Source organism: Microbacterium sp. SLBN-146, assembly GCF_006715145.1.
Lineage (GTDB): Bacteria > Actinomycetota > Actinomycetes > Actinomycetales > Microbacteriaceae > Microbacterium.
Window position 1 is genome coordinate 1925257 of the sequence record NZ_VFMR01000001.1, and the last position, 26862, is coordinate 1952118.

The window sequence follows — 26862 nt, forward strand, 5'->3', positions numbered from 1 at the left end:
TCGAGCGGGGCGTGTGCGGTCGGCGAGGGGGCGCCGGGTCACTCCGCCAGCGCGAGGGCGCGGAAAGGCTCGCGCGGAGAGCGAGTCCGCGGCATCCGCTCTTCGACGGGCGGTCGCTCGGCGTCAGGGCGTCCGCGGAGGTGGCGACGGTGAAGCTCGTCGATCAGGGCCGTCGCGAGGTGGACGAGCTTGTCGATCTCGGACTGGTCGCGGTCGACCCACGCGCATCGAGGCTCGTCTCCGACGGGGACGAAGCCGTCGTGCTGCTCCCACGCGACGAGGGTGCGCTCGGCTCCGAGCACGTGCTGCTGCCAGAAGATCTGACGGAGGTAGGTGCGGGGAATGCTGCGCCACGATTTGTTCGTCGTCTTGATCTCGGCGAGGGTCACGCGTCCTGCGGAGTCGACGGCGATGCCGTCCGGCGTCGCCAGGTGGCGCTTCTCGACGACGGCGTGGAAGAGTGCCGACGACGGCAGGATGCCGTGCGTCGCGGCGACCCAGGCGGCGATCTCGGGTTCGCGCTGACGGCCGTGCGCCGTGTAGGCGTTGCCGGAGAACCCCGAGCCCATGAGCTTGGCGTCGGCGGCGCGGTGGATGGCGCGCTCGGACGTCAATGCCGCGACATCCGTCGCCGTGATCCCGCGCGACCGTGCCCTGACCCACGCGACCCGATCGCGGGAGTCCGCGACGATCCGGGCAGCGAGTTCGGGAGTCACCCCTCGAGGTTAACCCGCCCCGCCGACGCGCACTGCTCGCGACACTCGCACGCGCGCTTGCGGCATCCCCTCTTCTGTCGAGACCCCGGCTTCTCGCCGAGACACCCCGTGAGTGCGCGCGTGTATCGGGGTGTCTCGGCGAGATCGGGTTTCTCGACGGCAAGGGGGTAGGCGGGCGAAGTGCGGCGACTCCTCCACAGGTTGGTCGCGGCGCGAGCTTTCCACGAACGATGCGGCCGCGTGATCCGGGGGGCTTCCGGGACTGGGAGGGTGCGACGATGAAACGCCACGTCAGCTTCGCCCAGGCCCGGTCTCTCGTGCTCACTCGTGCCGGACTGGAACGCGAGCGATGGACCGACCGTGCGATCGCGCGCGGCGTCCGCGAGGGGACCCTCGTCCGGATCCAGCGGAATCGCTACGTCTTCGCAGCGGAGTGGGATCGCCTGTGGACCGAGTCCCGGCACCGGATCGAGGTCGCGGCGGTCGTCGGCGAGATGCGCGGCGGTGCGACCGTCCTCGCACGCGAGTCCGCCGGGGTGCTCTGGGGACTGCCGCTCTACCGACACGTTCCGACGGCCGTGCACGCGATACTTCCGCCCGACACGCACATTTCGGGACGAGAGCGGCTGCGGCTCCATGCGGACGAGCTCTCGGATGCTGACGTCGCGCTCGTGGACGGCGTCGTCTGCACGTCACTCGATCGCACCGTGTTCGACCTCGTCCGCATGCTCGACTTCGACGCCGCGGTCGTTGTGGCCGACGCCGCGCTGCGGCTCGTGGCATCCGTCGATGGGGAATACGACGAACAAGTCGCCGAGGAGTGGAGGGAGCGGATGCTTGCGCGCGCCGCAGCCGCCGCGGGGGCGCGGGGAGTGAGGCAGGCGCGGGAGGTCCTCGCCTTCGCGGACGGCCGCGCCGAGTCGCCCGTCGAGAGCGTCGCACGGGTCCAGCTCATGCGGCTCGGATTCCGAGACGTGCGACCGCAGGTCGAGGTCGGCGCCTACCGTGTGGACCTCTGCATCGAGGACGTCGGCGTCCTCCTCGAGATCGATGGAGTCGTGAAGTACGAGGACCAGGGGATGCGCGCGGGACGCAGCGTCGAGGAGGTGCTCCTCGACGAGAAACGTCGCGAGGACTGGATCCGTGGTGCCACGCAGCGACGCGTTGTGCGGCTCGAGCCGCGTCACGTCGCGACGCCCGAAGCCCTGTCTGCGCGCCTCGAGTCGTTCGGCATCCGCGTCCCGTTCGCGTGATGCGTGCACTCCGCTGTCGACATCCCGGTCACTCGCCGAGCCACCCCGTCAATGCGCGCCAACGACGGGGTGACTCGGCGAGAACCCGGTGTCTCGACGAAATGGGGCGGGGCGGGACGTGGCGGGGTGGGACGAGGGGGGATTTGGTGCGCGGGCGGGGATCGCGTAACCTGGTCGGTAGCCGAAGACCGCTGGTCATCGTCGTGCGCGAGAGTGCAGGCGATCGAAGCTCTGTGAAAGCAGGGGCCCGCGCAGGTGTACGAAGGAACTCCAGGGTTTCAGCTCCGTGCGCTTGCGCCGGAGCTTTTTTGTTTTCCCGGGCCCGGAGAGACCGGATGCCGTCGGCTGACGCCCCGCCTCCGCGGAGCGTCTCGCATACACAAGGAGTGGCCATGGCGCAGAAGGATGCATCGGTCGCCGAGCTCACGAAGAACTTCGAGGACTCGACCGCCGTTCTGCTGACCGAGTACCGCGGTCTGACAGTTGCCGAGCTCAAGGAGCTTCGCAACAGCATTCGTCAGGACGCGGAATACGCCGTGGTGAAGAACACGCTGACCAAGATCGCCGCGGGCAACGCGGGGGTCACGGGACTCGACGACGACCTCAAGGGTCCGTCGGCGATCGCGTTCGTGCACGGTGACCCGGTCGCCGTCGCGAAGGGTCTGCGTGCCTTTGCCAAGGCACACCCTCATCTCGTGGTCAAGGGCGGCTACTTCGACGGTGCCCCCCTGACTGCAGAAGAGGTCAACAAGCTCGCCGACCTCGAGAGCCGTGAAGTCCTGCTGGCGAAGCTCGCCGGCGCGATGAAGGCCTCGCTGACGAAGGCGGCCTACGTCTTCAACGCACTGCCGTCGAAGGCCGTTCGCACGGTCGACGCGCTGCGTGAGAAGCAGGAGTCCGCGGCCTGACATCGGGCCCGGCATAACAAACCAATCGGTTATCGAGTAGGCCGCGCAGCGGCCGTATCGAGATACAAGGAGAAACATCATGGCAAAGCTCAGCACTGAGGAGCTGCTCGACGCGTTCAAGGAGCTCACGCTCATCGAGCTCTCGGAGTTCGTCAAGGCGTTCGAGGAGACCTTCGACGTCACCGCCGCCGCCCCCGTCGCCGTCGCCGCTGGCGCACCGGCCGGTGGCGCCCCCGCCGAAGAGGTCGAGGAGAAGGACTCGTTCGACGTCGTTCTCGAGGCTGCAGGCGACAAGAAGATCCAGGTCATCAAGGTCGTCCGCGAGCTCACCTCGCTCGGCCTCGGTGAGGCGAAGGCCGTCGTCGACGGTGCCCCCAAGGCTGTCCTCGAGGGCGCCAACAAGGAGGCCGCCGAGAAGGCCAAGGCCGCTCTCGAAGAGGCCGGCGCGACCGTCACCCTCAAGTAATCTCGAGATCTCGAGGAAAAGCCCCGGATGCCACGGCATCCGGGGCTTTTCGCATGTCTTCGAGAGGGTCAGCGCCGCAGGCGCAGCGTCAGGAGGCCGAATGCGCGGTCGTCGATCGTGACGCGTCGGTGCTCGGGTTCCACCGTGATCTGCACGCCCTCGAGGGCTGCGGCGTCCGAGGGCAGAGGGCTCTCGTGCAGGTCGACGAGCGCTGCGTCCGTCCATGAGAACGATGTCGACAGGATGCCGCGACCTCGGCCGCCTCGCGATTCGGAGACCCGCACGATGACATCACCGCTGCCGTCGTGGGCGAGCGTGACGCTCTCGCGGATGAGCGTCGCGGACTCGAGGGTGACGAGCGGCTCGACCGCGCCGCCGCCGCGCACGGGCGTCAGCGCAGCATCCAGGCTCCGTCCCAGGCGCACGGCGTCGCCGATCGACGCGCCTGCCCGCATCGCGAATCGGAACTCGTGGTGGCCGCGATCGGATGCCGGGTCGGGGAACTCCGTTCCGCGGAGCAGGCTGATTCCGACGTCGACCCCCGCGCGCGCGTCCGATCGGACGGCGAGGCCGTAGGTGGTGTCGTTCGCGATGGCGATTCCGAAGTCCGGTTCGCCCACGTGCATCCACCGGTGCTGGCACACTTCGAAGCGCGCTTCGTCCCACGACGTGTTCTTCGCGAGAGGCCGCATCACGTGCCCGAACTGCGTCTCCGTGGCGAAGAACGCGGAGCGGACGTCGAGCGGCAGGCCGAGTTTGAGCAGGAGCCCGCGCTCCTCCCAGTCGACGACGACGCGCAGCTGCAGGCAGCCGTCGTCGAGCGACCAGGACTGACGGAACGACGAATCCCCGCGCTGCCATGAGACCGTGACGATGCCCTCGGCGACATCGATGGATGCCGGGGGGCCGAGGTTCTCGACGGATTCGTCGTAGTGACGCTCGACGTCCCACGCATCCCACCGCGCGGGCCGGTCGGGGTGAAGGCGCAGGGTGCCCCACGAATCGCCGGCGGGCACCACCTCGCGTCCGCTCGCGAGGTCGACGAACGAACGTACGGCGCCGGTGCGGTCCCACACGACGCGTGCACGGTCGTCCTCCAGCACGATCCCGTCCGGAGTGTCGCGACCGGTCGCGATGGTGCGCGATGTCGCGAGGGACACCGCGCCTGCCGCGACTTCGTTCACCTCGACGGCGCTCGCGTTGGCCAGGAGCTCCTGGTCTCCGTCGCCGACGAGCGCCGCCAGAGCGGCGGCGATCTCGCGCTCGAGCGTTGCCGTGACCTCCGCGTGCGCCGCCTCGGCCTGCTCGTGCACCCATCCGATCGCCGATCCCGGGAGGATGTCGTGGAACTGGAGCAGCAGGACGGTGCGCCACGCGTCGCGCAGCAGGGCGAGCGGATACTCGCGGCCCGTTCGCACGGCGGCCGTCGTGCACCACAGCTCGGCGGCGAGCAGAAGTCGCTCGTTCCGTCTGTTCCCCGCCTTCGTGCGGGCTTGCGACGTGAGAGTTCCGCGGTGCAGCTCCAGGTACAGCTCGCCCGCCCACTCGGGGGCATCGGGCTGCTCGTCCATCGCGGCGACGAAGAAGTCGTCCGGAGAGACGACGCGAACGCGGGGGAGTCCTTCGAGATCCGCCGAGCGTCGTGCCGCGGCCATCATCCTGCGGGTGGGCCCCCCGCCCCCGTCGCCATGGCCGAAGAGCATGAGCGACCGTGAAGAGGAGGCGTGCTCTGTGAACTGGCGCTCCGCGAGGTCGAGTTCAGCGGGCGTCACGTGCGCGCTGTAGGTGTCAGAAGGCGGGAAGTGCGTGAATATGCGGGAGCCGTCGATGCCCCTCCACCAGAACGTGTGGTGCGGCATCCGGTTGGTGTCGTTCCAGGACAGCTTCTGCGTCAGGAACCAACGAGCGCCCGCCGCGACGGCGATCTGGGGCATGCCCGCCGAGTAGCCGAACGAGTCGGGGAGCCAGGCCCCTGCTGCGTCGAGCCCGAAGGCGTCCCGGAAGTACGCGGCTCCCTCGGAGAACTGGCGGACGAGCGACTCGCCGCTCGGCATCATGGTGTCCGATTCCACCCACATTCCGCCCGTCACGATCCACCGCCCCTCCGTGATCCGCGCGGCGATGCGCTCGTGCAGCTGCGGATAGTGCTGCTCGATCCACGCATACTGCTGCGCGGACGAGCACGCGAAGACGAACTCGGGGTCTTCCTCCATGAGGTCCAGGACGTTGGAGAACGTGCGGGCGCACTTGCGGATCGTCTCGCGGACAGGCCAGAGCCAGGCCGAGTCGATGTGCGCATGTCCCACCGCGTCGACCGTATGGGCGGAAGCGACGGCGGGCTGGGCGAGCACCTCCGCGAGCGGGACACGCGCAGCGGCAGCGGTCTCGGCGACGCGGCGCGGGTCGAGCGCCGCGAGCATGTCGGACAGTGCTCGCCGCACCCGCGCTGAACGCGGACGGTCCTCGGGAAGCACGTCGATCAGTCCCCGGAGCACCCGCACGTCGTCGAGGAGGTCCTGGACGACGGGGTCCCGTTGCACGAGGTCTGCGCGTGTGAAGACGTACAGCGGCGTGCTCCCCGCCGTCCGCGGGTGCCCGAGTGGAGTCGGAGAGAACGTCTCATGGCGCAGGATGTCGGGATTCGCGGCAGCCTCGACGAGGAGGTGGACCTCTCGTCCGGATGCCGAGGGGAGACGCACATGCGTATTGAGCGGCTCGATCCCCTTCAGGATGACGCCGTCGGGGTCGCAGACGAGACCCTCTGCTTGGAACCCGGCCCATCCCTGTTCGAATCCGAGGTCGATGTCGACTTCGACGGGCGCATCATCCCACTCACGCGGCACTCTGCCGGTCACGCGGAACCATGCGGTCGACCACGGCGGGCCCCACGGTGTCCCGGGCGCGATGGGCGTGAACTCCGCGTTCGCGACGGCCGAGAACGGGAGAGGCTCTCCCTCGATCGCCCACACCGCTGTCGTGAGCGGCGCGCGCCGCGCGACGGTGGCAGGCTCGATGACGTCCGAGATCGCCCGGTCGAGGCGGACGCGCAGTCGTCCCACGTCGAGGTCGGCTCCCATGTCAGGCCCTCGTCGCGCGGGCGGCCGCGCTGACCCCGAGCGCCTGCGTCGAGCCGCGCACGATGAGACGCGCCTTCATGTTCACCGTGACGGCGGGTTTGCCAGGGTCGCCGATGTGGTCCAGCAGCAGCTCGACGGCGGAAGAACCCTGAAGCCGCGGGCGCTGCTCGAGGGTCGTGAGAGAGAACATCTCGGCGTACTCGTGGTCGTCGATGCCCGTCACGCTGAGTTCGCCGGGAACCTGGATGCCCAGTCGCCGCGCGGCGATGATCGCCCCGACCGCGACCTCGTCGCACACCGCGACGAGCCCGGTCGGACGGTCGCGCGCAGCGAGCGCGTCGACGGCGGCCGAGTATCCTCCGGGCAGCGACACGGGGGAGTGGATGTGGGCGATCGAGTCGGACAGTCCCGCGTCCGCCATCGCGTCGCGGTAGCCGGCGAACCGGTTGCGATCGACCTGCGGGGAATCGGCACGCCCGTCACCGCCGATGAAGGCGATGCGGCGGTGGCCCAGAGCGATGAGGTGTTCCGTCGCGCGCCGCACGGCGTGGTCGTCGTCGATCGCGACGACGCTCGCGCGCGGCGATGATCCGACGATCGCGACGAGAGGCTTCTGCAGGGCGCTCAGACGCTCCCACTCGGGATCCGTCGGCTCCAGTCCGACGGCGATGAGCCCCTCGATCCGCTTGCGGACGAGGAGTTCGCGGAGGATCTTCTCCCGGGCCGCCGTCGCGGGCGGTGCCTGATAGAGGGTCAGATCGAGGCCCCGCTCGAGAAGGGCCGCCTGGATGCCCTCGAGCACTTCGGCGAAGAACCATCGCGAGATGACCGGCATGAGGACGCCGATCGTCTTGGTGCGGCCCGTCGCGAGGCCGACGGCATGGGTAGAAGGTACGTACTGCAGCTGCTCGGCAGCATCCGTCACTCTCGCCCGGGTCGCTTCCGACACGTACCCTGCGCCGCTCAGCGCCCGACTGGCGGTCGCCTTCGAGACACCCGCCAACGCAGCGACCTCGGCGATCCCGGACATGACCCACTGTTCCTCTCCGAACTAGGCACTGTTCCTCTCTGAACTAGGCAGACACTACCTCCTCCACCGCGAATGTGGAACCGATTGCAGACGTCGCTTCCATCGTGGGAGGGTTCCCACGGGTCCCGATCGGGGGTTATCAGATCGTTGATTGTGCATCCCCGGGTCATGCTTTACCGTGGTGTGGAATCGGTTCCGGGGAAGATCACATGCACCCCGTGATGGAGCCGTGTCTCTGCATCACTCGAGGAGGAGGATCACATGAAGAGCATGCGAAAGAGCAGGCTCGTCATCACCATCGCGGCCGTCGGCGTCGCGGGGATGGCGCTCGCCGGCTGTAGCGGCGGTGGCGACAACGGCGGGGGAGACGCCACAGACGCCGACTGCACCGAATACGAGCAGTACGGAACGTTCGAGGGTGACAGCGTCGAGGTCTACACGACCATCCAGGGCGTCGAGCTCGACCAGATGGTCCAGACGTTCGACGCCTTCCAGGCCTGCACGGGCATCCAGGTGGATGTCGTCGGCACGCAGGAGGCCGAGACGCAGATCAACGTGCGCGCGGCCGCGGGCGACGCGCCCGAACTCATGATCATCCCGCAGCCGGGTCTGCTGCAGCGTCTCGTCGGCGACGGCTACGTCCTGCCGGCTGCGCAGTCGGTCGAGGACAACGTCGACGAGTTCTGGTCGGAAGCCTGGAAGGGCTACGGCACGGTCGACGGCACCTTCTACTCGGCTCCCCTCATGGCCAGCGTCAAGGGGTGGGTCTGGTACTCGCCGGCCGACTTCGAAGAGCGCGGCATCGAGGTCCCCGAGACGTGGGACGAGCTCCTCGACATCACGGAGCAGCTCGCCGCCGACAACGAGTCGGCGACGTACCGCCCCTGGTGCGTCGGCTTCGGCTCCGGTGACGCGACCGGATGGCCGGGCACCGACTGGATCGAGGACATCGTCCTGCGCACCGCCGGCCCCGAGGTCTACGACCAGTGGGTGACGGGCGACGTCAAGTTCTCCGACCCGGAGATCGTCACGGCGTTCGACGAGGTGGGCAAGATCCTCCTCAACCCGGACTACGTCAACGGCGGCTTCGGCGGCGTCGAGTCGATCGTCTCCACGACGTTCAACGACGGCGGCCTGCCGATCCTCGACGGGAACTGCTCGATGCACCACCAGGCATCGTTCTACGAGGCGCAGTGGCCCGAGGGTACGGTCGTCGCACCCGACGGTGACATCTGGGCGTTCCTGACCCCGAAGGCTGACCCGTCCGCGGGCGACGCCGTCACGGGCGGTGGCGAGTTCGTCGCGAAGTTCGTCGAGGGTGAGGCGGTCGACGCCGTTCAGACCTTCATGGCGAGCGACACGTGGGCCAACCTCCGCGTCGGCCTCGGCGGCGTCATCAGCGCCAACAAGGGTCTCGACCCCGAACTGGCCGGTAGCGAGCTCGGTCGCGCGGCGATCGAGATCCTGCAGGGCGAGGACACGGTCTTCCGCTTCGACGGATCCGACCTCATGCCCGCCGCCGTCGGAACGAGCTCGTTCTGGACGGGCATGAACGACTGGGTGGTGGGAACCAGCGACACCCAGCAGGTCGTGGAGTTCATCGACAGCACCTGGCCGTAAGCACCCATTCCGGCGTCCGCCCCGCCTTCGGACGGGGCGGACGCCGCCTACTCTCGATGCGTTCCAGCGATCTCAGTGAGGAGTCTCCTGTGTTCCCATCCCATCCGTCTCGTCAGCGAATGCCACTCCAGTGAGGGGCGACGATTTCTGGGGGTCCTTCGGCGAGAAGTTGGGGGTGCTGGCGATCGGGCTGGCAGCCTTCGCTGCCGTCGTCGGTCTCGTCCTGTTCCTCGCCGACCGCGCGCCCAAGAAGGGCCGCGATGTCATCCAGCTGATCGCCTTCCTGGCTCCGGCGGTCATCCTTCTCGCCGTGGGCCTCGTCTACCCCGCGATCCGCACGACGCTGCTCTCCTTCACCAACCGTCGCGGTGAATGGGTCGGCCTCGACAACTTCTTCTGGATCTTCACTCAGCCCAACACGCTCGTCGTGCTCGGCAACACGGTCCTGTGGGTGATCCTCGTTCCGACGGTGTCGACGCTCGTCGGCCTCGCGTATGCGATCTTCATCGACAAGTCCAAGGGCGAGAAGACGCTGAAGTCCCTCGTCTTCCTGCCGATGGCCATTTCGTTCGTCGGCGCCGGTGTCATCTGGCGGTTCGTCTACGAGTACCGGGCGGAGGGCTTCGAGCAGATCGGAATCCTCAACCAGGTCGTCGTCTGGTTGGGAGGTGAGCCCCAGCAGTGGCTCATCAACTCGCCGATGAACACGATCTTCCTCATCATCGTGATGATCTGGATCCAGACAGGTTTCGCCATGGTCCTCCTGTCGGCTGCGATCAAGGCGGTCCCCACGGAGCGGATCGAGGCGGCGAAGCTCGACGGGGCGAACGCCTGGCAGCAGTTCACCAACGTCACGGTTCCTGAGATCCGTCCGACCGTCGTCGTCGTCGTGACGACGATCACGATCGCGACGCTGAAGGTCTTCGACATCGTCCGCGCCATGACGGGCGGCAACTTCGGCACGAGCGTCATCGCGAACGAGATGTACACGCAGGCGTTCAACCGGGGCGAGTTCGGTCAGGGCTCGGCGCTCGCCGTCATCCTGTTCATCCTCGTCCTGCCCATCGTGATCTACAACATACGAGTCATGCGCAAGCAGAGGGAGGTGCGCTGATGAGCGTCGCACCGGTCGATCTTCCCGTCTCGAAGAAAGAGGACGCGTACCAGGAGGGCTGGCGCGGGACGAAGATCTCGCGTGTCAAGAAGAGTCTCACGTCGCCATGGGCGACGGCAGCGGCCATCGTCATCGCCGTCGTCTGGACGATTCCCACCTTCGGGCTTCTCGTCAACTCGTTCCGTCCGGCGGATGACATCCGTTCATCCGGCTGGTGGACGATCTTCACGAACCCGTCGTTCAGCCTCGAGAACTACGAAGAAGTGCTGTTCTCGTCGGGGGCGTCGAGCGCCAACCTGGGGTCGTACTTCGTCAACTCGTTCATGATCGCCATTCCCGGCGCGATCTTCCCGATCGTGCTCGGGGCGATGGCCGCGTACGCGCTCGCCTGGATCCCCTTCAAGGGAGCGGGCTGGATCTTCATCACGATCTTCGCCCTCCAGATCGTGCCGCTGCAGATGGCGCTCATTCCGCTCCTCCAGATCTTCAACCAGGTTCTGGGGATCAGCGGGACGTTCCCCGCGGTATGGATCGCGCACACGATCTTCGGTCTTCCGCTGATGGTGTTCCTGCTGCACAACTTCATCTCGCAGATTCCCCACGATGTCCTGGAGGCCGCGCGGGTCGACGGCGCGAACCACACGCAGATCTTCTTCCGCATCATCCTTCCGCTGTCGGTTCCGGCGCTCGCGAGCGTCGCGATCTTCCAGTTCCTGTGGGTGTGGAACGACCTGCTCGTGGCCCTCGTGTTCTCGGGAGGCACAGCGGATGTGGCGCCGCTCACGCAGCGCCTGGCGGAGATGGTCGGCAACTTCGGCCGGAACGCCAATCTGCTCCCTGCCGGCGCGTTCATCTCGATCATCGTTCCGCTCATCGTGTTCTTCGCGCTGCAGCGGTACTTCGTCCGAGGTCTTCTCGCAGGGTCGACGAAGGGCTGATCGTCCTCGACGGGGGTGGGGTGCAGGCGCTGCGCTCCACCCCCGTCGTCGCGTTCCGGGAGCACGCGCATGCGCCTCACTAAGGTGTGACCATGGATGCCGCATCGATCTCGCCTGCGAACGTCGACGATGCGGTGTCCGCACCGCGCATCGACGTCGATCCCGCGACAGGCCTCAGGGCCGCAGATGTCGCCGAACGCGTCGCGGCGGGAAAGACCAACGACTACACCGCCGACGCGAGTCGCAGCGTCGGTAACATCATCCGCGCGAACGTCTTCACGCTTTTCAACGGCATCGTCTTCGCGTGCTTCTTCGTGCTCCTCGTGCTCGGCCGGTGGCAGGATGCCATCTTCGGTCTCGCGGCGTTCGCGAACTCGATCATCGGGTGCTGGCAGGAGTTCCGTGCCAAGGCGGCCCTCGATCGCCTCGCGCTGCTGAACACGTCTCCGACGCGCGTGCGCCGCGACGGCGCCGACGTCGAGGTGCCGCCGAGCGACGTCGTCGTGGACGACATCCTCGTGCTGCGTGCGGGCGACCAGGTGCCTGCCGATGCCCGCATCGTCGACTCCCGCGCGCTCCAGATCGACGAGTCGATGCTGACGGGCGAGTCCGACGCCGTCGACAAGAAGCCCGACGACGACGCGCTGTCGGGATCGATCGTGGTGGCGGGCGAAGGTGACGCGCAGGTCACGCGCATCGGTGCCGATTCGTACGCCAATAGGTTCGCGGGTGAGGCGAAGCGCTTCTCTCTCGTCTCGAGCGAGCTCCGCACGTCGATCAACCGCGTCCTGAAATGGGTCGGGTGGGGGATCGGCCCGATCGGACTCCTCGTCCTGAATGCCCAGATGATGGTCGCGGGCGGATGGGAGACGGCCGTCAGCAGCGGGACGTGGGTCCAGGCGGTGGTCAACACGATCGCTTCGCTCACGGCCATGATCCCGCTCGGACTCGTGCTCATGACGAGCATCGCGTTCGCCGTCGGTGCCGCGAAGCTCGCTGCCAAGCAGGTGCTCGTCAACGAGCTGCCCGCCGTGGAAGGCCTCGCGAGGGTCGACGTCATCTGTCTCGACAAGACCGGCACGCTCACGATGGGCGAGATCGCCTTCGACGACGCGCATCCGCTCGACGCACCCCCGACGGCGTGGGAGGAGTCCCTCGCATGGTACGGCGCGGCCCCCGACGCCAACGCGACGGCGCGGTGCCTCGCCGAGCCGTATCCTGTCCAGACCGCGCGCACCGCCGCGCGATACATCCCCTTCTCGTCACGCCGCAAGTGGAGCGCCGTGTCGCTCGATGGCCTCCCGGGCACCTGGGTTCTCGGCGCGCCCGAGATGGTGTTCGGCGACGCCGCGACCGACGCCGGCACGGCGTTCGGCTCCACCGTGACCGAGCTGGCGGGCACGGGGCGCCGCACACTCGTCCTCGCGCACTCCGACGAGGAACTGACGGATGCCGATGTGGAGGAGGAGCGGCTACCGGCCGGGGCCGCTCCGGCCGTCGTGCTCACCTTCCGTGAGCAGGTGCGACCCGACGCCGCGCAGACGTTGGCGTACTTCGCGCAGCAGGGTGTCGGTGTCCGCATCATCTCGGGCGACAATCCGCGCACGGTCGCCGCCATCGCCCGCGAGGTGGGCCTCGACGTCGACGAGGGCTTCGACGCGCGGCGTCTTCCGGAGGATGAGGCGGAACTGGGTGGCGTCCTGGAGGAGCACCAGGTCTTCGGGCGGGTCACGCCCGAGCAGAAGAAGGGCATGGTCACGGCGCTCCAGGCCCGGGGCCACACGGTGGCGATGACGGGCGACGGCGTCAACGACGCGCTTGCGATCAAGACCGCCGACATCGGTATCGCGATGAACTCGGGGTCGGCGGCGACGAAGGCCGTCGCGCGTCTCGTGCTCCTCGACGGCAAGTTCTCGCACCTTCCCGATGTCGTCGCGGAGGGTCGCCAGGTGATCGCCAACATCGAGCGGGTCTCCATGCTGTTCCTGACCAAGACCGCTTACGCGACGGGTTTGGCGGTCCTCTTCGGCCTCCTGGTGATGGAGTTCCCGTTCCTGCCGCGCCAGTTGTCGATCACGGACGGGCTCACGATCGGCATCCCCGCGTTCTTCCTCGCCCTCATGCCGAACACGCAACGCTACGTGCCGGGATTCCTCCGCAGATCGCTGAGCTTCGCGATCCCCTCGGGCATCATCATCGCGATCGCTCTGACGCTCTACACGCGCGCCGCGATGGCACTCGGAGTCGACGAGGCCGAGCTTCGGACAGGGGCCACGATCATCCTCGCGATCGTCGGCATCTGGGTGCTCACGGTGCTCTCGCGCCCCGTCACACGGCTCAAGGTGCTCGTCATCGGTGCGATGTTCGCGGCCCTCGTGGTGATCTTCACGGTGCCGCTCGCGGGCGAGTTCTTCCAGTTGGTCGATCCGGGACGGGATGCCGCATGGCTCCTCACGGGCGTCGTGATCATGACGATCGGGGGGATCGAGGTCGTGCGCTTCTTCCACCGACGCTTCGTCGCGAAGAGCCTCGCTCAGGCGGGAACAGATGCCGCCGCGGGCCGCCGCGCGTAGAACGGGGCGCCTGGCGGCAGCCAGAGCGCCGCGATGATGAGGGCGTCGATGACAGCCTGGATGGCCGCCGACCAGTCCCAGACGTCCGTCGACACGATCGTCGTGACGTGCAGACCGATCGAGATCACGAGGTACACCGTCACGAGGTTCCGCGCGAACCGGCTCCCGCGGGAGAGTCCCGACGCCAACGCGATCATGAGGAGCCCGAGCAGGATCACGCTCGCGCCGAGGAGGGAGACGAACAGGACGTCATCGGTCGGGACGTCATACCGGCTGAGCAGGACGAGGATGCCGAGCGCGAGGCTCGCGAACGCCGTCAGGTAGATCAGGACGATGGCGATCGTGACCACGACGGGGCGACGTGGAGCGGACGCGGAAGCCTCGGACACGCGATCAGGCTAGCGTGCCGCACCGTCAGTCGGTGCAGGCCAGTCGACTCTGCATCGCCTGCATCGCATCGATCTCGGCTGTCTGACCGGTCTTCATGCTCTGCGCGACGGCGAGCGCACGCTCCTCGCTCCCGAGGTCGAGGAGCGCTTCGGCCATCGGGATCGCGCCCTGATGGTGCCGGATCATGAGGTCGAGGAAGAGGCAGTCGGCCTCGTTCCCCGTGGCCGCCGACAGGTCGGCGAGTTCGGCGTTCGAGGCCATCCCCATCGCGACCCGCGCCTCTTCCGCCGTGAGGACGCCGCCGTCGCCGTGCGCGTGGCCGTCGGCATCCTGCATCCACTGCATCATGGGACCGCCCGACTGGGGGAGACCCCACTTGACGAGCCAGTCGTACATCTCGCCCTTTTGGCTCGCTTGAGCCGTGGCGATGTCGTACGACAGGATCCGCAGCTCTTCGTCGTCGGTCTTGCGATAGATCTCCATCGCCATCTCGATCGCCTGCGTGTGGTGCACCTGCATGTCGCGCGCGAAGCCGGCTTCGGGCGACGACGTGCCCGGAAGAGCGACGGAAGCCGCCGGCGCGAAGGTCGAGAAGCGACCGATCGCGAAAGCCAGTGCGCCGATCGCCAGTGCGACCAGTACCCACAGGATCCAGCGCGATCGGGAAGGCGCCGGGGCGGTCGAGCCGCCCGTCATCAGCTCTGCTTGCCGGGACCGTCGATCGCGCCGGAGCAGAGCGCGCCGGGCTCGGGGACGTCGTCAGCGCGCCAGTGCGCGTTGAAGAACTCCTCGAACCGGGGGTCATCGACCTCGTCGAGCGCGAGCTGGTGGTTCCAACTGCTGAGCGTAAGCGGGGCATCCATGCCCTCGAACGGCGAGAGGATCACGTAGCTCGACGGGAGCTTGGCCTTGACGGCGTCGAGGTCGGCGCCCTGGATGCGTTCGGGGTCGTACGTCACCCACACGGCGCCGTGCTCGAGCGAGTGGACCGCGTTCTCGTTCACCTGCGGCTCGCTGTAGACGCCGCAGTTGAGCCACACCGAGTTGTGGGGGCCGCCCGCGGGCGGGGTCTGCTCGTAGTCGACGGTGCCCTCGACGTGCGTCGTGACGTTCTCGAACTCTTCGACGCCCTCGACGACCGCGCCGTTCCCCCCGGCGGTGTAGGTCGGTGGGGGCGGCGGTGCGAAGACGACGGATGCCACGATCGCTCCGATGATGACAACGGCCGCGGCGGAGCCGACCGACCACCAGACGATCTTCCCGCGCTTGCGCTTGGCGAGCTGCTTCTGATACTCGGCGAGCTTCTCCTGGCGCTTCTGCTCACGCTGCTGCTTGACCGTCAGGTTGATCTGGGCCTGCGTGGCGGGATTGCCGCTGGCACGCTTGTCGGCGGGGGGCGTCGGGGTCATGATCGCGGTCTCTGCTCAGGCGTCGGGACGACGTCGGGGGCGGGTCAGGTCAATCCTATGCGCGGGTATGCGATGAATACGCTGGGAGGAGCCCCGCAAGGAGCCCCATGTGCGCGTGCGGCATCCGGTATCATTGTCTCGAATCGATTCGATTCCCACAGCTTTGCCGGTTCCTCCGGCCCATCCGTGCGTGAGCCGTGCATCACCGACTCCGACACCCGCCGCAGAACGAAACGAAGATCCCCGTGCTCGACACCGCGTCCATTCCCGTCGTCCCGACCGAGACCTCCCCGATCCGCATCCCTCACCGCGGAAGCCCCACAGGGGCCATCCGCACCCTCGGATCGAACCCCGCCACGGCGCCGATCGTGCTGCATCCGGGAGACGCGATCCCCACGCGCAAGCGGGTGCTGTACATCATCCTGCTCGGGGCTCTCACCGCCCTCGGCCCGTTCACGATCGACCTCTACCTGCCGGCGTTCCCCGTCCTCGAGAGCGACTTCAACACGACCGCCGCCGCTATCCAGCTCACCCTCACGGGCACCATGATCGGGTTCGCCGTCGGGCAGCTCATCGTCGGCCCCCTGAGCGACAAGGTCGGGCGTCGCATCCCGCTCATCAGCGTCACCGCGCTCCACGTCCTGGCCAGCACCGCCGCGGCTTTCGCCCCGACGCTCGAGATGCTCATGGTCACGCGCGTTCTCATGGGTGCCGGTGCCGCGGCCGGGGGAGTCGTCGCCGCCGCCATCGTTCGCGACCTCTTCGGCGGTCGACGGCTCGTCGTCATGCTCTCTCGACTGGCGCTCGTGTCGGGTGTCGCGCCGGTCCTCGCACCGCTCCTGGGGTCCGCTCTCCTCCTCGTCATGCCGTGGCGCGGCATCTTCCTCGCGCTCGCCGTCTACGGCGCGATCATGCTCGTGTCGACCGTGCTCCTCATCCCCGAGACGCTTCCGCGGGCGCGCCGAACCGAGAAGGGGACGACGACGGTCTGGCAGCGCTATCGGAGCGTCCTGAGCGATCGCGTCTTCATCGGCGTCCTCATCATCGGTGGCATGACCTTCAGCGGGCTCTTCTCCTATCTGTCGGCGTCGTCCTTCCTCTTCCAGCAGACGTACGAATTCAGTCCGCAGGTCTACGGGATGCTCTTCGCAGCGAATTCGCTCGGTGTCGTACTCGGCGTCCAGGCGGCATCCCGACTCGCGGCACGCTACGGACCGCAGTGGGTCATGGCGTTCTCGACGGGCGTGCTGGTCGCGGCATCCGTCACGATCATCGTGACCGATCAGCTGGGACTCGGACTGTGGGGAACCGTCATCCCGCTGTTCTTCTTCATGACGGCGTGCGGCTTCACCTTCCCCTGCGTGCAGGTTCTCGCCCTCGATCGCCACGGTAAGGCGGCCGGAACCGCGCAGTCCATCGTCGGGGCGACGAACTTCGGCGTCGCGGGGCTCATCTCGCCCCTCGTCGGGTGGATCGCACGCGACGCCGGCATCACGGCGACGACGATGGCCTCCGTCATGGTCGGATGCTCGGTCATCGGGCTGCTCTCGCTCTGGCTCGTCGTCCGCCCCAAGACGGTCGAACGGCTCGCTCCGTAGTCAGCCCCGCACGGGCTGGAGGCGGAACAGCCGAACCGTGCGCCCCGATGCGCGCTCGTACGAGCGGTATCCCGGCCACTGCCTCTCGATGCGCGCCCACGCGGCGTCGCGTTCGTCGTCCGGGATGAGGCTCGCCCGGACCGGCATGCGGCGGCCGTGGACGGTGATCTCCGCATCGGGATGTGCGAGAAGGTTCGACGTCCACGCGGGATGCCGCCCACCGGCGAAGTTCGTCCCCGCCACGATCGCACGGCCCTTTCCGTCGGGTGTGTACATGAGCGCGGCATCCCGAGGCTCACCGGACCTCGCGCCGGTCGTGTGCAGCACGAGGGAGGGGACGAGAAGTCCGCTCAACGGCACCCCGCCGCCGGTGACGACGGCGAAGACCCGCTCGAGGCGCGGCATCAATCGAGGCCCGAATCGCCGGAACGCGCGAGTGCGCGTCAGGGGGGCGATCATGGCGCGGACGACATCCAGCACGCGGGTCATGGCGTCATCCTCGCAGGCCTTCGTGCACAATGGTCCGATGCGTGCCAACGGAGCGACGACGGACACCGCGAGACTGCGAGCAGTTCCGCTCATCGTGTGGGGGCTCGTGCTGGTCGTGCTCGCGACGGGGCTGGGTGCGTGGGTGTATCTCCGCGGGAGCGGGCCCTTCGTCGTCGACGCCTGGTGGGAAGGCGTCATGTCTCAGGCATCCGCGCCCTTCCTCTCCGGCCTCTCGCTTGCGATGAACTTCCTCGGCGGAGGCTGGTTCGCCGTCTTCGTCGTGCCGATCGGGGGCACGATCGTCTTCCTGATCCTGCGGCGGCCGTGGACCGCCACGTACTTCCTTGTGGCCCAGGCCGTTTCTGCGGGGCTCGTGCAGGTACTCAAGAGCACTTTCGGTCGGGCTCGTCCTGAGGGCATCCTGATCGTCAGCGACTTCGGGTCGTTCCCTTCGGGGCACGCTGCGGGAGCGGCGACCCTCGCGACGATCTTCGTCGTGCTCTTCCCTCGCACCGTCGTCGTCCTCATCGGTGCCGCGTGGGTGCTCCTCATGTCGTTCAGCCGCACGTATCTGCTCGCGCACTGGTTGAGCGACACCCTCGGCGGAGTGCTCGTCGGCGTCGGCGCCGCGCTCGTTCTCGCGGGAGCGATGTCCAGGCCGCTCGGTCGCGAGCTCGAGTCGCTCCGCGCGACGCGGTAGCTGCCTGCCGAAACGACACGATCCGCGACGAAGCGACGCGGTCCGTGCGCACGCGGAGTGGTGTTTCGCGCGCATCGTGTCGCTTCGCGAAAAGCCCGGGCCAGGTCGGATGCGGGTGGCTAGGCTGAGCGCATGACCGAGCACGACGCTGCTGTCGCCGCCGCGGAAGCCGAAGTCGCGCGTCTCCGCGCGGAAGCGGAGGCAGCCGAGGCGCTCCTGAAAGCCGCGCAGGCGAAGGCCGCGCTGGCGACGGCAGAGGCGGATGCCGCGAAGGCGCGGCTCGCGCAAGGGTCGCCCACCGCGCCGCCGGTCCCCATGCCGCCGGTCCCCGTGCCGCCGGACCCCGTGCTTACGGACCCCGTGCCCGCGGATGCGGCGCGCTCGGACACGGAAGCTGGGCCGCTCGACGCGTCGGCGGTCGAGGCGATCATCGCGGGATACACGTTCGACGCCGCGACGCTCGACCTCGGTGCCCTCGTGAACACAGACCCCGTGCGCGACGCGCAGATCCGGATTCCGCTCAGCATGATGAATCGCCACGGTCTCGTCGCGGGCGCGACCGGCACGGGTAAGACCCGCACGCTGCAGGGTCTTGCGGAGCAGCTCGCCGCGAAGGGCGTGCCGGTGTTCGCGGCCGACATCAAGGGCGACCTGTCGGGCGTCGCCACGCCGGGGGAGCAGAGCGAGAAGCTCCTCGCGCGCACGAGCGCCATCGGCCAGGAGTGGGAGCCCGCGGCATCCGTCACCGAATACTTCGCGCTGGGCGGGGTCGGCAAGGGGGTTCCCGTGCGGGCGACCGTCTCGGGATTCGGTCCGCTCCTCCTGAGCAAGGTGCTGGGGCTCAACCAGACGCAGGAGTCGAGCCTCGGGCTCGTGTTCCACTACGCCGACAGGAACGGACTCGCCCTCGTCGACCTCTCCGACCTGCGGGCCGTCCTCACGTACCTCACGAGCGACGAGGGCAAGCCCGAGCTGAAGGAACTCGGCGGCATCTCAGGGGCGACGGCGGGCGTCATCCTGCGCGAGCTCATCACGTTCGCCGACGACGGCGCCGATGTGTTCTTCGGGGAGCCCGAGTTCGACGTGACGGACTTCTTGCGGACGGCGCCCGATGGTCGCGGCGTGATCAGCCTCCTCGAGGTCCCTGGCGTCATCGACAAACCCGCGCTCTTCTCCACGTTCCTCATGTACCTCCTCGCGGAGCTGTTCGAGATCCTCCCCGAAGTGGGAGATCTGGATGCCCCGAAGCTCGTGTTCTTCTTCGACGAAGCGCACCTCCTCTTCCGCGACGCGTCGAAGGACTTCCTCGCCGCGATCACCCAGACCGTTCGGCTCATCCGTTCGAAGGGTGTCGGGGTCTTCTTCGTGACCCAGACGCCGAAGGACCTTCCGGCGGATGTGCTCGCACAGCTCGGGTCGCGTATCCAGCACGCGCTGCGCGCTTTCACCCCGGATGACGCGAAAGCGCTCCGCGCGACCGTCGGCACCTACCCGCGATCGGGCTACGACCTCGAGCGCGTGCTCCAGGAGCTCGGGACCGGCGAGGCGATCGTGACCGTCATGAGCGAGAAGGGTGCACCGACGCCCGTCGCGTGGACGAGGCTGCGGGCACCGCAGGGGCTCATGTCGCCGACGCCGGACCCTGCGATCGTCGCGGCCGTCCGCGCCTCGCCGTTGCAGGCCAAGTACGGGGCGTCCATCGATCGCGAGTCGGCCCGCGAGATCCTGACGGCGAAGATGCGTGCCGCCGACGAAGCCGCGGCCGCCGAGGAGGCCGCGCTCGAGAAGGCGAAGATCGACGCCGAGCTCGCGAAGCAGCAGGCGGCGATCGACAAGGCTCAGGCTGCCGCGGACAAGAAGGCGCAGCAGGAGTACGAGCGGCTCCTGAAGAAGACGGCGGGCACGAGTCGCACCTCGAGCCGTACCCCGACGTCGACCATCGAGAAGATCCTCGGTTCGCGGTCGACCGAGAAGATCCTCGACGGCGTCATCCGCGGCGTCTTCGGCATCGGTCGCCGCTGACGCACACCCTCGTTCGCGCCGAGACCGGGCGTTTCGCCGAGCCAGGGTGGTGTGCGGCTCGGTGTCGGCGGGATCCCCGGTCTCGACGATCGGGGCGGGTCGGGTCGCGGGGCGGGTCGGGCGCCGGGCGGGGTCAGCGGCCGGCGGCGACGGGGAGGGCGAGGGATGCCGCGGCGTCGCGCAGCGCGCTGACGTGACGTGCGGCGAGCGAGAGGCGGGCGATCGAGGTCGAGAGGGTGACGGCGCCGACCACGCGCTGTGTATCGTCGGCGACGGGGACGGCGAGGCACCCGCGGTCCGGAGCCAGGAGCGCGACCTGCTCCGTGTACCCGCGAACGGCGTACGCCTCGGCGATCGCCTGCCGCATATCGCTCGATGCTTCTCCCCATCGGCGGTCCGAGCGGTCGGCATCGCCGTACGTGATGAGCCACAGATGCCCGACGGCCGACGCCGTCGGATCGGCTGTCATCGCCGCGCGATCGCACAGCGGCGAGGCGGGGTCCTCGTCGAGCACCGTGAACCCGCTTCCGTGCAGGGCGAACAGGTGCACGGCCTCGCCCGTCTCGGCGCGCAGCCGGTCGACGACGGGGGCGTGGGCCGGACGGACGGAACCCACGAGAGCCGCGAGTTCGAGGACGCGTGCCCCGAGGAGGAACCCCGAGAAGTCGGCGCGGCGCACGAGGTACTCGTCGCGGACGAGCGAGTTGACCACCCGGTAGACCGTCGCGCGCGGTGCGCCCACGGCGCGGGCGATGTCGGCGGCGGATGCTCCGCGGTCGTCCCGCGCGACCTGCTCGAGGATCTCCAGCGCGAGCCCGATCCCCTTCTCGGGCAGGCGGGACACCGTCTCGCTCACGGGCGTCCTCCCGCGTCGATGCAGTCCGTATCGATGGGGGAGTCGTGCATCCCCACGCGGAGGAAGATCGCGGGATGCCGCGCGAGCCGCACCATCCCCGCGGCGACGAGGGCTCCGAGGATCGCGACCGTGCCGGCGAGACCGAGGGGATTGGCGAGCGCCGTCTGCCGCACGAAGAAGACGAGGACCGCGAGGAGAGCCACGAGCGGAACCCCGGCGAGCAGGACGGGGCGCCACGTGAGCTCGCCGATGCGGGAGAGGAAGACGGGCGCGGCGAGGCAGACGAGCGCATAGGCGAGGGCGAAGCCGATGAGTGCGGCGGGGCTCGTCAGCATCCGCAGTTCCTGCCTCGTGCCACCGAGGGCGAAGACGGCGACGGGGATCAAGGTCACGACGCTCGTCAGCACGAGAGCTCCCGCGGCGGGGACGCCGCGCGCGGAGGTCCGTCCGAAGACCGAGGGGAGAAGTCCTTCGCGGCTCATCGCGAACGCCACGCGCGACGCCGCGTTCGTCATCGCGAGAGCGCACGCGAGGAACGAGACCGCGACGATCCCATCGACGACGCCGCCGAATCCCGTGATGGCGACGAGCGACGCTCCCTGCGGGTCCTCGACGACGAGCGAGAGCTGCGCGGCCGTCCCCACGAGCATGACGACCGATATGGCTCCCGCGCTCAAGAGGAGCGCACGAGGAACCGTCGCGAAGGGCCGTCGCGTCTCGGGGGCGAGCGCGACTCCGCTCTCGAATCCCACGAAGCCGATGAGTGCGAACGAGACTCCCGCCATGATGGCTTCCACCGAGACGTCGGTCGTCGCTGTGGGGACGAGGAGCTGCAGATCCCAGCCCGCGAAGGCCAGCGCGGCGAGCGAGAGCGCGATGACGGCGAGTACCGCGATCGTCTCGATGACGAGCAGCATCCGCGTGGACATGCGAAGCCCTCGCGAGATGACCGCTGCGATGACGACGCCGAACCCCACGGTGAAGACGGCGACGGCCCACATCGGCGGATCGGGCGTCGACATCACGAGTTGGGTGACCCGTGAAGCCCCCGACGTGAGTGTGCTGAGCGCGATCGCGAGCGACCCGAGCGCGAGGGCTGCCCCCGCGACGAGGCCCGTTCGCGGGCCCAGGCCGCGGGCGACGAACGTGTAGATCGAGCCGGTGCTGGAGATCCTGCGCGCGAACATGCCGAGCACGAGCGCGATCCCGATGACGAGGGTGGCCGTGATGACCACGTCGAGGAACGCGAGATGACCGCTTCGTGCGAACAGTGCGGAGGGGTGGATCAGGAGGACACCCGCCGGTGCGGTCGCTGCGACGGACTGTGCGACGACGTCGATCGTGCCCGCGTGACGGCGCCGGAGACCCGCGAAAGGAGATGCGGCGCCGAGGTCGGTCCTCGGCTGCCTCTTCCGGATGGCCTCCGCGAGTGCGCTCACGCGTCCCCCTGACTGCGCACGTCCGGCGCTGTCGGGAGCGTATTGGCGCACTGTTGCACCGAACGTCAGCCTCTGTTTCCGGGATGTGAACCGGGGAGAGACATGCGGATGCTGCGGCGACGGACGTGTCTCACACGGTTTTCGCTGCGCGTTCGGGAGCGAACACCGCGGGGAAATCGCGAGGGCGAAGAATCGCCGGGACGCGACCCCTGTGCCGCGTCCCCTCCCGACCGAAAGGATCCCTGTGACCGAAACACAGCTCTCCCCCGAGGGTGGTCCGCCGCCGCCCTCGCCTCCGAGGCGCATCGTGACCCCGCGGAGCCTCGGAATCGCCTCGGCGATCACGGCGGCCGCAGCCGTCGTCGCCCTGGCTTTCGCGACGCAGACCGCTGTCCAGGCGACGTCGGCGCCGGCCATGCCCGCATCGACGCCGATCGCCGCCGACAGCACCGACGACGACGCGCCCGAGAAGGCGGAGGACCCCGTGGATCGTCCCGCCGTCATCCCCGCAGCCTTCGACCAGTTGAGCGGCGAAGAAGTCGAGTACGTCCGCTACCTCGGGGCTCAGTCTCCGGAGTTCGCCGCCGGGATGGACGTGTTCGGCGACGCGGGGATGCAGTTCCTCTCGACGGACGTCGCGGACCCCAACTCGTTCACGGACGGACAGCGTCGTCTGCTGTCGCTCTACTACGACTACGAGACCGACGAGACGGTCAGCCTCCTCGTGAACGTCACGCGCGGCACCGTCGAGTCCGTCGAGCGCGCCACCGGTTCGCAGCCGGCGCCGACCGAGGCGGAGACCGCGTTCGCGTGGGAGCAGCTGCTCGCGTCCGAGATCGCCGCGCCGCTCGCGGACGAGTTCGCCGCGCTCACCGGCGGATCCGCGCTCGTCCCCTCCTCCGCCGAGATCTCGCTGACGGCCCACTCCTTCGTCACCGACGCCGGGTCCTTCGGAGCGGAGAGCTGCGGCATCGAACGCTGCGTCCAGCTGCTCGCACAGGTCAACGGCGGCGCCTACCTCACCACGTCCACCTACGTCGTCAATCTGTCGACCCGCACCGTCCTGCCCGTCTCATGACCATGGAGAGAATCTCGATGAAACGAACCCTCAGCGCGGCGATGACCGTCGCCGTCATCGCGGGAGGACTGGTCCTCGCCGCACCCAGTGCGGCCTCCGCGCAAACCGTCACGGAAGCGTCGTGCTCGGGCACGTCGCTCGTGTCCGAAACGCTCGAGTCCGGGTCGAGCTGGCAGATGTGCTGGCGCATCGACACGTACCGCGGCCTCGTGATCGACAAGGTGGCCTACCAGCCGCGTGACGACGCGTCGCCGACTCTCGTGCTCGACTCGATCGCGCTCGCGCAGCTCAACGTGCCCTACGACACGGGAGCCACCGAGTACAACGACGTCACGACGTACCAGGTCGGCGGGCGACGCCTGCAGGCCATCGAAGCCGTCGACTGCCCCGTGGGCGAAGTGCGCACGGCGTGGGTCGACGCGAACCGCGGCGACATCCCCGCGATCTGCATCGGCGAAGAGGACTCCGGCCTCGCCTACCGCTCCAACATCGCCCGCGACGCGCTCTACGCGGCGCAGGGCACCGACCTCGTGCTGCACACCGTGTCGCGCATCGGATGGTACGAGTACCAGACCGAGTACCGCTTCCACGACGACGGCGAGATCTCGGTCCGTCTCGGCGCGACGGGCGACCTCTCGCCCAACGACTACACGAACGTCGTCAACCAGGGCTGGCCGCTCGACCCGGCGAACGAGGACTTCGCCGTCAACCACTACCACTCGGCGTTCTGGCGTGTGGACTTCGGCATCGACAGTGGTGCGTACCAGAAGGTCGAGAAGTTCGCGACGACCCCCACGGGCGAGTACGGCACGACGGGAGACACGGGGAAGACCGCGATCCTCGACACGAAGATCACCGAGGTGACGAAGGAGACGAAGACCCTCGGATCCAACCGTGAGGCCTACCGCGTCGTGAACCCCGAGAGCCTCAACGCCGACGGACACGCCCGCTCGTACGAGATCATCGTGCCGCGCGACCAGGCATACAACCTCAACCCGGAGACCGACTACGACATCGCCTTCACGAAGGCGAAGTCCGACGAGGTCCACGCGAGCTACAACCTGATCCCGTCGAAGGCCGGTCAGATGGTCACGGACTACATCGACGACGAGTCGCTGGAAGACCCCGTGGCCTGGGTCAACGTGGGCTTCCACCACATCAACCGGGACGAGGACCAGAGCCCCATGCCGATCCACTGGCAGGGCTTCACCCTCTACCCGCGCGACTTCGCGGCGCAGGCTCCGAACATCCCCGAGGGCCGCAAGTGGGTCAACGGCGACATGCGCGGTGTCCCGAACCCGAACATCACCACGACGCCCACGGCATCTCCGTCCCCCACGACGAGCCCCACGGGAACCCCGACGGGAACGCCCACGGGAACGCCGACGACGGAGCCGACCGTGGCCCCGACGACGGACCCCACGGGAACTCCGACGGAGACTCCCGCAGCGACGCTTCCCATCACTTTCGGTTCGCCCGAGGTAGCACCGGGAGCGACGCAGAGCGCGACCGCGTCGGGCTTCACGCCGGGTGAGACGGTGAGCGCCATGATGTACTCCGAGCCGGTGTCGGTGGGCACGTTCCTCGCCGACAGCGCGGGCGTCGTGAACGCGCAGTTCATCGTGCCCGGCAGCACGGCCGCGGGTCAGCACCGCCTCGTGCTCACGGGCCAGACGTCGACGACGGTCGCCGAGGGCACCTTCGCGGTCACCGCCGTCTCGCCGGCAGCGATCCTCGGAGCGCTCGCCTCGACGGGATCCGACGCGAACCGCTGGGCCCTGTCGGGACTCCTCCTGCTCCTCGCGGGTGCGGGACTTGCGGGTACCTCCTGGTACCTGCGCAGGCAGCGGACGGCAGAAGCCTGACGCTGACCGCGGGGCGGCGTGACCGAGCGTCGCGTCGCCCCGCGGCATCCCCCTCATACGTCCTCACGAGAGAAGGAGCGCCATGCGCAGCAGGATCGCCGTCATCGGTGTCGTCGTGGCAGCGCTCACTCTCGCCGGCGGTGCCGGAGCGATCGTCGTTGCGGGGTCGACGGACGTACCGTCGCAGCCTGTTGCGGCGGCGACGGCCGGCGGCGCAGCCGCGACCGCGTTCCCCTCGATCGAGGACCACTGCTACATCGAGGGCATGATCCCGCACCACGAGCAGGCGCTCGTGCTCAGCGAATCGGTCCTCGCCGCCGACGGCGTGCGGGAACGGACTCGTGCGCTCGCCGACTTCATCATCGGCGATCAGAGCGCCGAGATCGGCACGATGCGGGCATGGCAGCAGGCGTGGGCGAAGGCGATCCCGACGGATGCCACGGCGTCGAGCGGCCACGCGGCGCACGACGCGCCCGCCGGAACGATTCCGACCGGGTGCGGCGGTCACGCGCACGGCGAGATGAAGGGCATGGCGAGTCCCGAGCAGCTCGCGGCCCTCGCGGCAGCGGACGGCGCCGAGGCGGATCGCCTCTTCCTCGAGCTCATGATCGTGCACCACGAGGGGGCCCTCGACATGGCGACCTCCGCGGTGACGAACGGCTCGAACGCCTTCGTGCGGTCGTCGGCGAAGCACGTCCTCGTCGAACAGGAGCGCGAGATCACCGCGATGACCAGCCTCGTGGCGGAACTTCCATGACGACGGTCGGCAGCGCACCGGTGCCGACGCGCCTCGCCCGGGCCCGCCTGCGCGGAATCGTCGCTGTTCTCGCGCCGGTCGTCCTGTGCGTCGTCGCCGTGATGGCGTTCGGCGTCGCGACGGTTCAGCACGACTCGATGGCGCCGACGCTTCGCAGCGGAGGCGTCGTCGTCTTCGACCGGTGGAGCGAGCCGTCGCGCGGCGACATCGTCCTCTTCGTGGACCGCCAGGGCTGGTCGGAAGGTGAGGGCACGATGCTCGTCAAGCGCGTCGTGGGGCTTCCGGGCGATGTCGTCGTCTGCTGCGATTCGCTCACCGGACGTCTCCTCGTCAACGACGAAGTCCTCGAAGAGCCGTATGTCGACGCGGCACGGACGGGTGGCGGCATCCCCTTCCACGTCATCGTTCCCGAGGGGACCGTGTGGGTTCTCGGGGACAATCGGACGCACTCGACCGATTCCCGTGCGACCCTGTCGACCGCGACCCGCGGCGCGGTCGCGCGCGACGCTCTCCGCGGTGTCGTGCGCGTCTCCTGGTGAGGTCGTGACGGGCAGATCCGTTCGT

The 26862-nt window shown here is 68.6% G+C and carries 23 protein-coding genes; 14 read left to right on the forward strand and 9 right to left on the reverse strand.

Annotation, left to right across the window (positions count from 1 at the left end):
- Nucleotides 1-38: 38 nt before the first annotated feature.
- Nucleotides 39-716 (reverse strand): YqaJ viral recombinase family protein, encoded by a 678-nt coding sequence (locus FBY39_RS08205; protein ID WP_141931798.1) that lies wholly within the window; start codon nt 714-716, stop codon nt 39-41.
- A gap of 278 nt (nt 717-994) precedes the next feature.
- On the opposite strand from FBY39_RS08205, the gene FBY39_RS08210 reads away from it, so the two are divergent.
- The 3 genes from FBY39_RS08210 to rplL all read left to right on the forward strand — a co-directional run bounded on the left by FBY39_RS08210 (nt 995) and on the right by rplL (nt 3343).
- Nucleotides 995-1969 (forward strand): hypothetical protein, encoded by a 975-nt coding sequence (locus FBY39_RS08210; protein WP_141931800.1) that lies wholly within the window; start codon nt 995-997, stop codon nt 1967-1969.
- 392 nt (nt 1970-2361) lie between these two features.
- The gene (rplJ, locus tag FBY39_RS08215; protein ID WP_141931802.1) at nt 2362-2877 is read left to right on the forward strand and encodes a 50S ribosomal protein L10; all 516 of its coding nucleotides are present in this window, start codon (nt 2362-2364) and stop codon (nt 2875-2877) included.
- A gap of 79 nt (nt 2878-2956) precedes the next feature.
- Nucleotides 2957-3343, forward strand: coding sequence for a 50S ribosomal protein L7/L12 (gene rplL, locus FBY39_RS08220; protein WP_141931804.1), 387 nt, complete (start codon nt 2957-2959; stop codon nt 3341-3343).
- Between the two features lie 68 nt (nt 3344-3411).
- Here rplL and FBY39_RS08225 read toward each other — a convergent pair whose 3' ends face one another.
- Nucleotides 3412-6420: an alpha-mannosidase gene (locus FBY39_RS08225; RefSeq protein ID WP_141931806.1), complete on the reverse strand. Its 3009-nt coding sequence runs from the start codon at nt 6418-6420 to the stop codon at nt 3412-3414.
- A gap of 1 nt (nt 6421) precedes the next feature.
- Nucleotides 6422-7450: a LacI family DNA-binding transcriptional regulator gene (locus FBY39_RS08230; protein ID WP_141931808.1), complete on the reverse strand. Its 1029-nt coding sequence runs from the start codon at nt 7448-7450 to the stop codon at nt 6422-6424.
- Between the two features lie 261 nt (nt 7451-7711).
- Between FBY39_RS08230 and FBY39_RS08235 the strand changes: the two genes are divergently transcribed.
- From FBY39_RS08235 to FBY39_RS08250, 4 genes are all read left to right on the forward strand, one after another.
- On the forward strand, nt 7712-9070 hold the full coding sequence (locus FBY39_RS08235; RefSeq protein WP_260837494.1) for an ABC transporter substrate-binding protein: 1359 nt from the start codon (nt 7712-7714) through the stop codon (nt 9068-9070).
- Nucleotides 9071-9200: 130 nt separating this feature from the next.
- On the forward strand, nt 9201-10184 hold the full coding sequence (locus tag FBY39_RS08240) for a carbohydrate ABC transporter permease (protein ID WP_141931810.1): 984 nt from the start codon (nt 9201-9203) through the stop codon (nt 10182-10184).
- A complete protein-coding gene (locus tag FBY39_RS08245; protein WP_141931812.1) occupies nt 10184-11122 on the forward strand; it encodes a carbohydrate ABC transporter permease in 939 nt (312 codons plus the stop codon). The genes FBY39_RS08240 and FBY39_RS08245 overlap by 1 nt, the downstream gene beginning before the upstream one ends.
- A 92-nt stretch (nt 11123-11214) precedes the next feature.
- Nucleotides 11215-13695 carry an HAD-IC family P-type ATPase gene (locus FBY39_RS08250; RefSeq protein WP_141931814.1) on the forward strand — a complete coding sequence of 827 codons (2481 nt, stop codon included), beginning with the start codon at nt 11215-11217 and terminating at the stop codon, nt 13693-13695.
- Here FBY39_RS08250 and FBY39_RS08255 read toward each other — a convergent pair.
- Genes FBY39_RS08255 through FBY39_RS08265 form a run of 3 tightly spaced genes read right to left on the reverse strand, consistent with a single transcriptional unit; the run spans nt 13656 to nt 15494 of the window.
- Nucleotides 13656-14084 carry a hypothetical protein gene (locus FBY39_RS08255; RefSeq protein ID WP_141931816.1) on the reverse strand — a complete coding sequence of 143 codons (429 nt, stop codon included), beginning with the start codon at nt 14082-14084 and terminating at the stop codon, nt 13656-13658. The two genes, FBY39_RS08250 and FBY39_RS08255, sit on opposite strands and share 40 nt — an antisense overlap.
- A 25-nt stretch (nt 14085-14109) precedes the next feature.
- Nucleotides 14110-14781, reverse strand: coding sequence for a DUF305 domain-containing protein (locus FBY39_RS08260; RefSeq protein WP_141931819.1), 672 nt, complete (start codon nt 14779-14781; stop codon nt 14110-14112).
- A complete protein-coding gene (locus FBY39_RS08265) occupies nt 14781-15494 on the reverse strand; it encodes a DUF3105 domain-containing protein (RefSeq protein WP_141931821.1) in 714 nt (237 codons plus the stop codon). Before FBY39_RS08265 ends, FBY39_RS08260 begins: the two co-directional genes overlap by 1 nt.
- Nucleotides 15495-15739: 245 nt before the next feature.
- Between FBY39_RS08265 and FBY39_RS08270 the strand changes: the two genes are divergently transcribed.
- The gene (locus tag FBY39_RS08270) at nt 15740-17092 is read left to right on the forward strand and encodes a multidrug effflux MFS transporter (RefSeq protein WP_141931822.1); all 1353 of its coding nucleotides are present in this window, start codon (nt 15740-15742) and stop codon (nt 17090-17092) included.
- Here the strand turns inward: FBY39_RS08270 and FBY39_RS08275 are convergent, their stop codons facing one another.
- Nucleotides 17093-17581, reverse strand: coding sequence for a nitroreductase family deazaflavin-dependent oxidoreductase (locus tag FBY39_RS08275; protein ID WP_141931824.1), 489 nt, complete (start codon nt 17579-17581; stop codon nt 17093-17095).
- A gap of 37 nt (nt 17582-17618) precedes the next feature.
- On the opposite strand from FBY39_RS08275, the gene FBY39_RS08280 reads away from it, so the two are divergent.
- Together FBY39_RS08280 and FBY39_RS08285 are read left to right on the forward strand one after the other, a co-directional pair.
- Nucleotides 17619-18281, forward strand: coding sequence for a phosphatase PAP2 family protein (locus FBY39_RS08280; RefSeq protein ID WP_141931826.1), 663 nt, complete (start codon nt 17619-17621; stop codon nt 18279-18281).
- A gap of 132 nt (nt 18282-18413) precedes the next feature.
- Nucleotides 18414-20303, forward strand: a complete 1890-nt coding sequence (locus FBY39_RS08285; protein ID WP_141931828.1) for a helicase HerA-like domain-containing protein — start codon at nt 18414-18416, stop codon at nt 20301-20303.
- A gap of 133 nt (nt 20304-20436) precedes the next feature.
- Here the strand turns inward: FBY39_RS08285 and FBY39_RS16425 are convergent, their stop codons facing one another.
- Nucleotides 20437-21159 carry an IclR family transcriptional regulator gene (locus tag FBY39_RS16425; RefSeq protein WP_160133044.1) on the reverse strand — a complete coding sequence of 241 codons (723 nt, stop codon included), beginning with the start codon at nt 21157-21159 and terminating at the stop codon, nt 20437-20439.
- Nucleotides 21156-22598: an APC family permease gene (locus FBY39_RS08295; RefSeq protein ID WP_160133046.1), complete on the reverse strand. Its 1443-nt coding sequence runs from the start codon at nt 22596-22598 to the stop codon at nt 21156-21158. The genes FBY39_RS16425 and FBY39_RS08295 overlap by 4 nt, the downstream gene beginning before the upstream one ends.
- A 244-nt stretch (nt 22599-22842) precedes the next feature.
- On the opposite strand from FBY39_RS08295, the gene FBY39_RS08300 reads away from it, so the two are divergent.
- The 4 genes from FBY39_RS08300 to lepB all read left to right on the forward strand — a co-directional run bounded on the left by FBY39_RS08300 (nt 22843) and on the right by lepB (nt 26837).
- Nucleotides 22843-23676 (forward strand): hypothetical protein, encoded by an 834-nt coding sequence (locus FBY39_RS08300; protein ID WP_160133048.1) that lies wholly within the window; start codon nt 22843-22845, stop codon nt 23674-23676.
- A gap of 17 nt (nt 23677-23693) precedes the next feature.
- Complete coding sequence (locus FBY39_RS08305) at nt 23694-25541, forward strand: hypothetical protein (RefSeq protein ID WP_160133050.1); 1848 nt, start codon at nt 23694-23696, stop codon at nt 25539-25541.
- A gap of 82 nt (nt 25542-25623) precedes the next feature.
- A complete protein-coding gene (locus FBY39_RS08310; RefSeq protein WP_141931840.1) occupies nt 25624-26298 on the forward strand; it encodes a DUF305 domain-containing protein in 675 nt (224 codons plus the stop codon).
- Complete coding sequence (gene lepB / locus FBY39_RS08315; RefSeq protein WP_141931842.1) at nt 26295-26837, forward strand: signal peptidase I; 543 nt, start codon at nt 26295-26297, stop codon at nt 26835-26837. The genes FBY39_RS08310 and lepB overlap by 4 nt, the downstream gene beginning before the upstream one ends.
- Nucleotides 26838-26862: the final 25 nt, after the last annotated feature.